The sequence below is a fragment of the Streptomyces sp. UNOC14_S4 genome, from assembly GCF_020740835.1.
Lineage (GTDB): Bacteria > Actinomycetota > Actinomycetes > Streptomycetales > Streptomycetaceae > Streptomyces.
The window spans coordinates 1-9,815 of sequence record NZ_JAINFC010000290.1 but is presented as its reverse complement, the minus strand read 5'-3'; the positions used below and the strand labels follow the sequence as shown (position 1 = coordinate 9,815).

Annotated in this window: 8 protein-coding genes; 3 read left to right on the top strand and 5 right to left on the bottom strand. The window is 68.0% G+C overall.

The genetic code is table 11. The features are described from left to right. Positions 1-1,977: heavy metal translocating P-type ATPase (locus K6I34_RS23565; RefSeq protein WP_275127135.1), on the top strand; the 1,977-nt coding region annotated here is incomplete at its 5' end. A 73-nt stretch (positions 1,978-2,050) separates the two neighbouring features. Then, the gene (locus tag K6I34_RS23560; RefSeq protein ID WP_229328333.1) at positions 2,051-3,037 is read left to right on the top strand and encodes a DMT family transporter; all 987 of its coding nucleotides are present in this window, start codon (positions 2,051-2,053) and stop codon (positions 3,035-3,037) included. A gap of 29 nt (positions 3,038-3,066) precedes the next feature. Here K6I34_RS23560 and nadA read toward each other — a convergent pair whose 3' ends face one another. Genes nadA through K6I34_RS23540 form a run of 4 tightly spaced genes read right to left on the bottom strand, consistent with a single transcriptional unit; the run spans position 3,067 to position 6,747 of the window. Next, entirely contained in the window at positions 3,067-4,059 is a 993-nt protein-coding gene (gene nadA / locus K6I34_RS23555; RefSeq protein WP_229328332.1) for a quinolinate synthase NadA, read from the bottom strand. A gap of 36 nt (positions 4,060-4,095) precedes the next feature. Further along, a complete protein-coding gene (gene nadC / locus K6I34_RS23550) occupies positions 4,096-4,977 on the bottom strand; it encodes a carboxylating nicotinate-nucleotide diphosphorylase (RefSeq protein WP_229328331.1) in 882 nt (293 codons plus the stop codon). A 10-nt stretch (positions 4,978-4,987) separates the two neighbouring features. Continuing rightward, positions 4,988-5,989 (bottom strand): hypothetical protein, encoded by a 1,002-nt coding sequence (locus tag K6I34_RS23545; RefSeq protein WP_229328330.1) that lies wholly within the window; start codon positions 5,987-5,989, stop codon positions 4,988-4,990. Beyond that, positions 5,986-6,747 carry a cyclopropane-fatty-acyl-phospholipid synthase family protein gene (locus tag K6I34_RS23540; protein ID WP_229328329.1) on the bottom strand — a complete coding sequence of 254 codons (762 nt, stop codon included), beginning with the start codon at positions 6,745-6,747 and terminating at the stop codon, positions 5,986-5,988. The genes K6I34_RS23545 and K6I34_RS23540 overlap by 4 nt, the downstream gene beginning before the upstream one ends. A 464-nt stretch (positions 6,748-7,211) precedes the next feature. On the opposite strand from K6I34_RS23540, the gene K6I34_RS23535 reads away from it, so the two are divergent. Next, a complete protein-coding gene (locus K6I34_RS23535) occupies positions 7,212-8,531 on the top strand; it encodes an MFS transporter (protein WP_229328328.1) in 1,320 nt (439 codons plus the stop codon). 402 nt (positions 8,532-8,933) lie between these two features. Here K6I34_RS23535 and K6I34_RS23530 read toward each other — a convergent pair whose 3' ends face one another. Further along, on the bottom strand, positions 8,934-9,797 hold the full coding sequence (locus K6I34_RS23530) for an alpha/beta fold hydrolase (protein ID WP_229328327.1): 864 nt from the start codon (positions 9,795-9,797) through the stop codon (positions 8,934-8,936). Positions 9,798-9,815 lie beyond the last annotated feature (18 nt).

Sequence of the window (9,815 nt, the reverse complement as noted above, 5' to 3'; positions counted from 1 at the left end):
GTCCGGGACACGACGACGCCCCGGCGCCGTACCCGGATCCTCGCCCTGCCCGAGGCACGCTGGGCGGCCGCCGCCCTGGCGCTGTTCCTCGTCGCTCTGCCGCTGCATCTGCTCGGTGCCCCGGCGTGGGCATGGGGTCCGCTGTACGCGCTGGTGTACGTCACGGGCGGGTGGGAACCCGGCTGGGCCGGGCTCCAGGCGCTGCGCGAGAAGACGCTCGACGTGGACCTGCTGATGGTGGTCGCCGCGATCGGCGCCGCCGCGATCGGACAGGTACTGGACGGCGCGCTGCTGATCGTCATCTTCGCCACCTCCGGTGCCCTGGAGGCCGTCGCCACCGCCCGTACCGCCGACTCCGTACGCGGCCTGCTCGACCTCGCCCCGGCCACGGCGACCCGCGTCGCCGACGACGGTGGCGAGGAGGCCGTACCCAGTGCCGATCTGAAGGTCGGCGACACGATCCTGATCCGGCCCGGCGAGCGCGTCGGCGCCGACGGGCGCGTGCTGGACGGGGCGAGCGAGGTGGACCAGGCCACCATCACCGGCGAGCCTCTGCCGGTCGCGAAGGAGGCCGGGGACGAGGTCTTCGCGGGCACGCTCAACGGCACCGGCGCCCTGCGGGTGAAGGTCGAACGCGACCCGTCGGACTCGGTGATCGCCCGGATCGTGGCCATGGTCGAGGAGGCCTCCGAGACCAAGGCCCCCACCCAGCTGTTCATCGAGAAGGTCGAACAGCGCTACTCCATCGGCATGGTGGCCGCCACGCTGGCGCTGTTCGCGCTGCCGCTGGCGTTCGGCGCCGCGCTCCAGCCGACGCTGCTGCGGGCGATGACCTTCATGATCGTCGCCTCGCCGTGCGCGGTCGTGCTGGCCACCATGCCGCCGCTGCTGTCCGCCATCGCCAACGCCGGACGCCATGGCGTACTGGTCAAGTCGGCGGTGGTGATGGAGCGGTTGGGGCAGGTGGACCAGGTCGCGCTGGACAAGACCGGCACCCTCACCGAAGGCACCCCCCGCGTCACCGACATCCGTCCCCTGCCCGCCTCGGGCCTGGACGAGGACGCCCTGCTGACGCTGGCCGCTGCGGCCGAGCACCCCAGCGAGCACCCGCTGGCCCGCGCGATCGTCGACGCCGCCCGCGCCCGAGGACTGGCCACCCCCGTGGTGGAGGACTTCGCCTCCGCCCCCGGTACCGGCGTCACGGCGACGGTCGACGGCAATACCGTCGCCGTCGGCAGCCCCGCCCGGCTGCTGAACGGACGCGCCGCCCACCTCGACGACCACCTCGCCGCCGACCTGGCCACCGACCTGGCCGCACAGCTGGAGCAGGAAGGCCGTACCGCGGTCCTCGTCGAGGTCGACGGCACCCCGGTGGGCGTACTCGGCATCGCCGACCGCCTGCGCGACGAGGCCGCCGCGACCGTCACCGCCCTCGCCACACTGACGGGCCACGCGCCCGTGCTGGTCACCGGCGACAACCCGCGTGCCGCGAGCCGTCTCGCCGAGGAGGTCGGGATCACCGACGTCCGCGCGGGGCTCCTGCCGCAGGACAAGGTCGCGGCGGTCGGCGAACTGGAGCAGGCCGGGCGCAAGGTGCTCGTGGTCGGCGACGGCGTCAACGACGCCCCCGCCCTGGCCGCCGCCCACACCGGCATCGCCATGGGCCGCGCCGGCTCCGACCTGGCCCTGGAGACCGCCGACGCCGTCGTCGTCCGCGACGAGCTCTCCACCGTCCCCACGGTCGTCGCCCTCTCCCGCCGGGCCCGCCGCCTCGTGGTGCAGAACCTGGTCATCGCCTCGGTGTTCATCACCGGCCTGGTCGTCTGGGACCTCGTCGGCGCCCTGCCCCTGCCCCTCGGCGTCGCCGGCCACGAGGGCTCCACCGTCATCGTCGGCCTCAACGGCCTGCGCCTGCTGGCCGACACCGCCTGGCGCCGCTGCGCGGACACCGTGCGAGGCGGGGTCATGTCCGGCTGATATGCAGCGATATACGGTATGAATATTCCGCATTTACTTGTTCTGGAGGATATGCCCCGCTCATGGTGTTTTCATGGACGGGACCGCCTCACCCCAGCCGCCCGCGGCATCCGCTGCCGGTGGCGGATGCCGCGCCGCTCCCGGCACCCGTGAACGCGGGTGGTCCACGGTGGACTGGCGGATCCGGTCCGGCGCGATCGCCCTCATCTGGGGGCTGTGCTTTCTGTTCATCAAGCTCGGCACCAACGGATACGCCCCGCCCTACGTCTCCTTGGGCCGTATGCTCTTCGGCACGGTGGTGCTCGCGGGGGCGCTGGCGGTCAAGCGGGAGCGGCTGCCACGCGCGGTCCGCACCTGGGGGCACCTGGCCGTCGCCGGCTTCTTGCTCAACGCCTTCCCCTTCACCCTTTTCGCCTACTCCGAACTGGCCATCTCCTCCACCCTGGCCAGCATCTGCAGTGCCACCATCCCTCTGTGGGGCATGGCGCTGTCCCTCGTGACCCTGTCCGACGACCGGCCGACCCGGCGCCGTTTCGGCGGGCTCGCCATCGGATTCATCGGGGTGCTGACCGTGCTCAGAGTCTGGCAGGGCTTCTCCGGGCAGAACGCTGCGGGCATCGCGATGGCACTGGCCGGTGCCGCCAGTTACGCGGCCGGCTGGATCCACGTCCGGCGCACACTGGCCGACACCGGCAGCTCCCGCCTGTCCCTGACCGCTGGTCAGTTACTCCTCGGCACCGCCCAACTCGCCGTCGTCGCCCCGATGCTCAGCCCCCTGCCCACCTCCTTCTCAGTGGTGCCGGTGCTGGCGATCACCGTTCTCGGTGCACTGGGCACCGGCCTCGCCACACTGATCCAGTATGGGCTCGTCGCCGAGGTCGGGCCGACCGTCGCCGCCGTGAACACCTACTTCATCCCGGTCGTGGCGATCGTCGCCGGCGCCACGCTCCTCGGCGAGCGGCTGACCTGGAACGCCCCCGTAGGAACACTGATCGTGCTGGCAGGGGCGGCTCTCACCCAACCCGGACGGCCAAGGCCGCCCGCGGAGTCGCATCACTGACCCCTCCCTGGTGATCAGTGGAGGTGGGTTCACTCTCCCTCTCCGGGGTGGCCGATCGCGATCATCCGCTCGACCGCCGCGCGGGCCCGCTCCGCGGTGACCGGATCAACCGTCACCTCGTCCCGGCTCTCCCGCAACGACCGCAGCAGTTTCTCCGGGGTGATCATCTTCATGTACCGGCAGGAGGCCCGCTCGTTCACCGCTTGGAAGTCCACCTGGGGCGCGGCCCGGCGCAACTGGTGCAGCAAGCCGATCTCGGTGGCCACCAGCACCGAGCCGGCGGTGGTGGCCTTCGCGGTCTCGAGCATGCCACCGGTGGAGAGGATCTTCACCCGCTCAGGCTGCACAACGCCGGCGCCGGCCAGGTACAGAGCCGAGGTGGCGCAGCCGCATTCCGGGTGGATGAAGAGCTCGGCCTCCGGGTTGTCGGCCGCTTTGGCACTGAGTTCGAAGCCGCTGATCCCGGCGTGCACGTGACATTCTCCGGCCCAGACATGCACGTTGCCCCGGCCCGTCACCCGCCGCACATGTGCGCCGAGAAACTGGTCCGGCAGGAACAGCACCTCGCGGTCGGCCGGGACGGACTGCACCACCTCCACCGCGTTGGAGCTGGTGCAGCAGAGATCAGTCTCCGCCTTCACTTCGGCGGTGGTGTTCACGTAGGAAACCACCACTGCGCCAGGGTGCTCTGACTTCCACTCCCGCAACTGCCCGGCGGTAATTGATTCAGCCAGCGAGCAACCGGCCGCGGCGTCCGGGATGAGCACCGTCTTGTCGGGGGCGAGGATCTTCGCGGTCTCGGCCATGAAGTGGACCCCGCAGAACACGATGGTCGACTCCCGGGCGCGGGCCGCGATGCGGGACAGCGCCAGGGAGTCTCCGGTGTGGTGGGCCACATCCTGGATCTCGGGCAGTTGGTAGTTGTGCGCCAGTACAACGGCATCCCGCTCGCGGGCCAGCCGACGGATCCGCTCGGCCCAGTCCGGTCCCGGCGGCCTGTGATCGCGTTCGGTGCTCGCCATGTCATTCCTCCTCGGCAGGGCCGCCGAGTACGTCAGTCATGCCTGGAACGATGAGGACACCTTGAGGTCCAGCGACAAGTCCAGCGCCGGAGACGAGTGCGTGAGCGTGCCGGCGGCCAGGTAGTCCACTCCCGCCTCCGCGAAAGCCCTGGCCTGCTCGAATCGAAGCTCGCCGGAGACCTCGAACTTGACCTGCTGGTATCCCGCAGCGTTACGGTGGCGGACCGCCACCTCGCATTGCTCAGGTGTGAAGTTGTCCAGGATCAGATGAATCGCCCCCGCCTCCAGCGCTTGATTCATTTCCTCGAGGGAATCCACCTCCACCACACAGTGCACCCCCGGTGCGGCGGCCCGGACCGCGGCCATCGCGGCGGTGATGGAGCCGGCCGCGATGACATGGTTGTCCTTGATCTGCGCGGCGTCCCCCAGCCCGAAGCGGTGGTTCTGCCCGCCCCCGCAGAGCACTGCGTATTTCTGGAGTTTCCGCAGGCCCGGCAGGGTCTTTCGGGTGTCGCGGATAATTGCGCCGGTACCTTCGACCGCCTCCACCCAACTGCGGGTCACGGTCGCGATGCCGGAGAGGTGGCGCAGCAGATTGAGCGCCACCCGCTCGGCGACCAGCAGTCCGCGCGCGGGAGCGCGCAGCCGCATCGCCACCTCGCCGGCGTTCAGGTACTCACCATCCGAGCGGCAGGACAGGACATCGTAGGCGCCCTCCCCCAGCACCTCGTCCAGCACGATCAGCGCCGCCGGGATCCCCGCCAGGACACCGGCTTGCCGGTGCACGACATCGGCCTCGGCCACCGCGTCCTGCGGGACACAAGCGGTCGTGGTGACATCCGGGCCGTACCGCAGATCCTCGTCCAGTGCGGCGATGACCACTTTTCGCATGTCGTTGACATCCGGCGCCTGAATCAATTCAGCTCCTTTACGCGGCGGACTGGACAGCCCTGGGGAGATCTCGCTCGAACCGGAACTCGGCGGGCACATGGACGGGATCGAGCACCGAAAGGAATCGAGCCATGCCGGCCGCGCTGTTCGATGCGGCAAACTCATAGAAGTTGGTGCTGTTCCATATGAGATACGCATGCTCGAAGTGCTGCTCGATGGCATCCACGAGCAACGCGAAGTCCACTTGCCCGCGCTCCATGTCCACCAGCATATTGACGCGTTTCGCGCTGATCTCACCGGCCCGGAAGTAGCGGGACTTGAAGAGTTCGTCCTTGATCCTCTCGCGAGCCAGGTACTCCTGAGGATCCGGCTGCCTGAGCTTCTCCATGAAGATCATCACGCCTTCCGGCTTGAGCTGCCGGGATACGTAACCGATCAGATCCGCCCGCTCCGGTCCATAGAACTGGAACGTGACATTCTCGTAGATGACATCGAAGCCGTCGCGGAAGCAGTGCAGATCCGGGCGGGAGGCGATGTACTCCGGGGTCACCTCGACGAACGATCCCTGGTGGAACCTGGAACAGTCATGGGAGCACAGACGATCGAAGCTGGTTTTGTTGTGAATGCTCGATGAGCACGACAGCGTCCTGATCAGACCTTCGGAGAACTCGGCCATCGTCCGCCCGTTGGTGCCATCCCCCACACTGGTTTCCCGGAAGGCCAGGTAAGCTTCTTCACCTTGAGTCAGCTGCTGAGCCAGCCGATGCATACCGACTCCGATGCGGCACTGCTCTTCGAGGATGAAGGGAATGCTCGCCGCGAAGTGTTCGTAGAACGTTCCCATATTCCGCTGGAAGATCTCGTGATACCTGGTCAGGTCATCGCTCCCGGACAGGAACTCCTCATCGGCGGCCACCCTGGCGATGGGCAGCTGGTCCACTCCGCCTGCGATGCGGTGCAGATGCTCGAACAGTGGCGATTCACGCCGGTGCCGCAAGGTGCGTTCCCGGACGGCCCGACAGGCTTCCTCATCCATCATCCGCGCTCCATCGTGATCTTCACCCCGCCCATCACCCCGGTGGAGAGCAGGCTGTCCATCAGCTGGTAGAACTCCCGCTCGACGGGATCAAGGTCCACGATGTCGAGCGACCCCTGCAGACGTTTCCTTGCGAATCCTGAATAGCTGGCGGAGATGTCCTCGAGATCGACCTTCCAGTCGCTGTTGACATCCCGGACTATCTGCCGGTATTCACTCTGGGTCGGCAGATAGGGACACCCCACCCTGTCGGTGAGCGCTTGACGCTCCTCAGCAGAAAGGACTCCCCGGAGACAGAAATCCTCGATGTACATTTTCCCGTCCGCGGCCAGCACCTGATCGACGAGACGGAACGCCTCGGTCATCTGCGTCCGATCCAGATGGACAAAGACATTCAAGGAGATCACGGCACTGGCCGGTCGCTCTGTCAGGCCCAGGATCTCCCGGGGAGACATCTTGGTGAAGTCCGCACAGGCGAGCGCACATTTTTTCCGGTTGGCCATGTCGCATCCGGCCAGCAACCGGTCCGCCAAATGGATCAGCTCCTGCTGCACATCCACGCCCACGATTCTCGCGAAATCGGCATTCTTCGCGAAATGCTGAACAGTTCCCCCGAACCCGCAGCCGATATCCAGCAGATATTGGGCTTCCCCTCCGCTTCGCCGCCCGAAGAACTCCTCGGCCTTCCGCAACGGAGCCTCACCGTCATAGTGCATATGGAATTCGCTTTCCTCCGGGCCATGTTCCAGCGAGCTCTCCACCCTCGCGATGCGATGCGAATAGACAGGCATGTGCTCAGACACAAAAGACCCTGGATTGCGCATTGCGATCTGGCGCTCCTCTGCCGATCAGGAGTAACGCGAGTCATGGCCTCGGAGGCAATGCAGTGCCGGTCAGCCCGGCGCCGGGTCAGCCCATGGCGCAAGAAGGGCCGTGCGAATTCAGTGAGTCACGAAGCCGACCTGGGCCCGTACACGGCCTGTACCCACCAGCCCTGCCCCGCACACATTTCGATTAGCTGTTCGAGCAACTCGGGCCATGGGGCAGCCTGCCGGGGCCGGGCGCAAGCAGCGGAACACCGGCCTGCCGATCACCGCCACCCGAAACCCCAAGTCGGCACGCCCCGAACTCGATTACCCCAAGGTCGTTACCTTGTACGGCAGGCAAGCCACCAAAATCCATACGATCATTGCGATGAGCGTGGACGCCCACAGTAGGGACAGCGATGAACAGCCCACTCCGGAAGGCTCCCGCCCCGCCTCGTTCCCCGGACCAGAGCCGCAAGGCGCTGGCCGCCTCGGCGATCGGCAACTTCGTCGAGTGGTACGACTTCGCCGTCTACGGCTATTCAGCCCCGGTGATCGCCAAGCTGTTCTTCCCGAGCTCCGACCAGACCACCGCCCTGCTGGCCACCTTGGCCATCCTGGGCACCACCTTCCTGTTCCGGCCGCTGGGCGGAATCTATTTCGGCCGCCTGGGCGACCGGGCCGGGCGCCGCAACGCGCTCGCGGCCGTCGTGCTGCTGATGGGCGTATCGACGGTGCTGATCGGTTTACTCCCGACATACGCCTCGATCGGAGCCTCGGCCCCCATCCTGCTGGTGCTGCTGCGGCTCTTGCAGGGCTTCTCCTCCGGTGGTGAGTACTCGGGTGCCTCGACGTTCCTCTCCGAACACGCGCCGCAGCATCGCCGCGGCATGTGGGCAGGCATGTCGGCCGCCACCACGACCCTTCCCTTCACCGCGGCCGCCCTGGTGGTCCTCTCCCTGTCCACTGCCTCGCACCAGGCCTACGCGGCGTGGACCTGGCGGATTCCCTTCCTCATCGCCGGCCCGCTGGCCCTGGTGGGTCTCTACATCCGGCTGCGCCTGGAGGATTCGCCGGTCTACCGGCAGCTGGAGCAGACCGGTGCGGTCGAGCAGTCCTCCATCGGCCAAGTGCTGCGGCACTACCGCCGCGAGGTCTTCCTCGTCTTCGGCATCGCCTCCCTGAACGGCGTCGGTTTCTACACGGTGTCCAGCTACGTTCCGACATACCTCACCTCGACCGTGGGTCTCGGCCAGACGGTGGCTCTCACCGCCAACTGCATCGCCCTGTGCGTCTACAGCGTGCTGGCCCCCCTGCTCGGGCGACTCGGCGACGTGCATGGCCGCCGACCGGTGCTGCTCGCCGGCGCGACGGGGCTGACCACCCTGGCGGTTCCCGCATATCTGCTGATCGGGCAGGGCAGTTGGGCCACGGCGGTGCTCGGGCAGCTGCTGCTGATCGGCCCGCTGGTGGCCGTCGCCTCGGTCGTGGCCATTGCCCAGGCGGAGCTGTTTCCCACCCAGATTCGCTATACCGGTTCCGCTATCGGCTACAACGCCGCCTACGCGATCTTCGGCGGCACGGCGCCCTTCGCCGGAGCTTTCCTCGTCGCTCAGCTGCACAGCCCTATCGCCCCGGCTTTCTACCTGCTGGCCATGGGCACCCTCAGCCTGCCGGTGGTCACCCGATTCCCGGAAACCTCCCGCCTCCCACTCAACCGCCCATACAACCGGAGATGACCCCCTGAACTGTTCGAACTCCTCGGCCTTGATGCCCTGGAGAACCAGGTCGGCCGTTTCTCTTCCACCCATACCGTCGGCGAACCCTCACCCCGGTGTTCGGGTCGATCCCGATGAACTGCAGGTCCACGGCGCCCTCCCGGATCACCTCGGTTGCGCGTTCTTGCCTGCGACGCCAGAGCGGGCCGACGGTCCTCGGGCACGGTGCGGCACGTATGCGCCAGGTTGTGCAGAGAGTAGCGGTGGTCCTGTCGGAGGCGGGGCGAGGCGAGCGCGCGCAGGCACGCGGCCTGCCGGACGGTCAGCACAGGCGGCAGGCCGGGGTCAGGGGCGTCCGCTGCGGGAAACACGTCGCCGTGCTTCACGCGTGCGACTCCACGAAGGGGTCTGACAAACCGCTGTCTACGGGGCGAGCGCCGCCAGCGCGTCCGCCACGGGTGCGGGGTCGAGCGGGCCGACGTGGGGCGCGGCCGGGAAGTCGTGGACCCGGAAGAGGTTGCGGGGCGTGCGGGCGTCCGCCTCCGCGATCATCCGGTCCTGGAGCTTCGTGGCGATCGTCCGGTCCTTCCCGAAGCGGAGGTACGTACGCGGCAGACGCCCCCACCGCTCCGTCCGGCCCACGGCCCGCCCCGCGTAGGCCCGCGTCGACTCGTCCGTCTGCATGCTTCCCAGACGCTGCCGGAACGCGTTGTCCGGATACCCCGCGCACATCATCTCCTTCAGCGCCCTGAGGTCTTTCGGGTCGCCCGTACGCGGATTGAGACGCATCACGCCGAGCCGCTCGGGGTCCCCGATGATCTGGCCGAGCGGGATCAGCGCGTCCGCGTTCTCCGGGGCAGCCGTGCAGGCGTCGGGCGACGGCAGCGCGGGGCTGGGGCAGAAGGCGGCCATGTAGCAGATGTGGCGGAGCAACTCCGGTACGGCGTCGCCCACCCGGCTGACCGTGGCCCCGCCCAGGCTGTGGCCGACCAGGACGACCGGCCCGTGCGCGGCCGCCCGGCGCACGACGCGCGTGACGTGCTTCTCGTAGTCGTCCAGGCTCAGCGCCGCGACCGGCGAGGGCTCGACGGCCATCGCCGCGAGATCCTGCCGCTGATACGACTCCGGCACGAAGGCCTGCGAGCCGTGCAGCGGCAGATCCACGGCGACGACACGATGCCCGCGGAGCGTCAGCTCCTGCGCGACGGGCAGCCAGAACGCCCCGGCGCTGTGCGTGCCGTGGACGAGCACGTACGTGCTCTGTTTCAACGCACAGTCAGATGCCATGCGTTGACAATAGAAACG

Excerpts from the sequence above, each read along its gene's own strand:
- K6I34_RS23560 (WP_229328333.1), top strand. The coding sequence starts at position 2,051 with ATGGACGGGACCGCCTCACCCCAGCCGCCCGCGGCATCCGCTGCCGGT.
- nadA (WP_229328332.1), bottom strand. The coding sequence starts at position 4,059 with ATGGCGAGCACCGAACGCGATCACAGGCCGCCGGGACCGGACTGGGCC.
- K6I34_RS23545 (WP_229328330.1), bottom strand. The coding sequence starts at position 5,989 with ATGATGGATGAGGAAGCCTGTCGGGCCGTCCGGGAACGCACCTTGCGG.
- K6I34_RS23535 (WP_229328328.1), top strand. The coding sequence starts at position 7,212 with ATGAACAGCCCACTCCGGAAGGCTCCCGCCCCGCCTCGTTCCCCGGAC.
- K6I34_RS23530 (WP_229328327.1), bottom strand. The coding sequence starts at position 9,797 with ATGGCATCTGACTGTGCGTTGAAACAGAGCACGTACGTGCTCGTCCAC.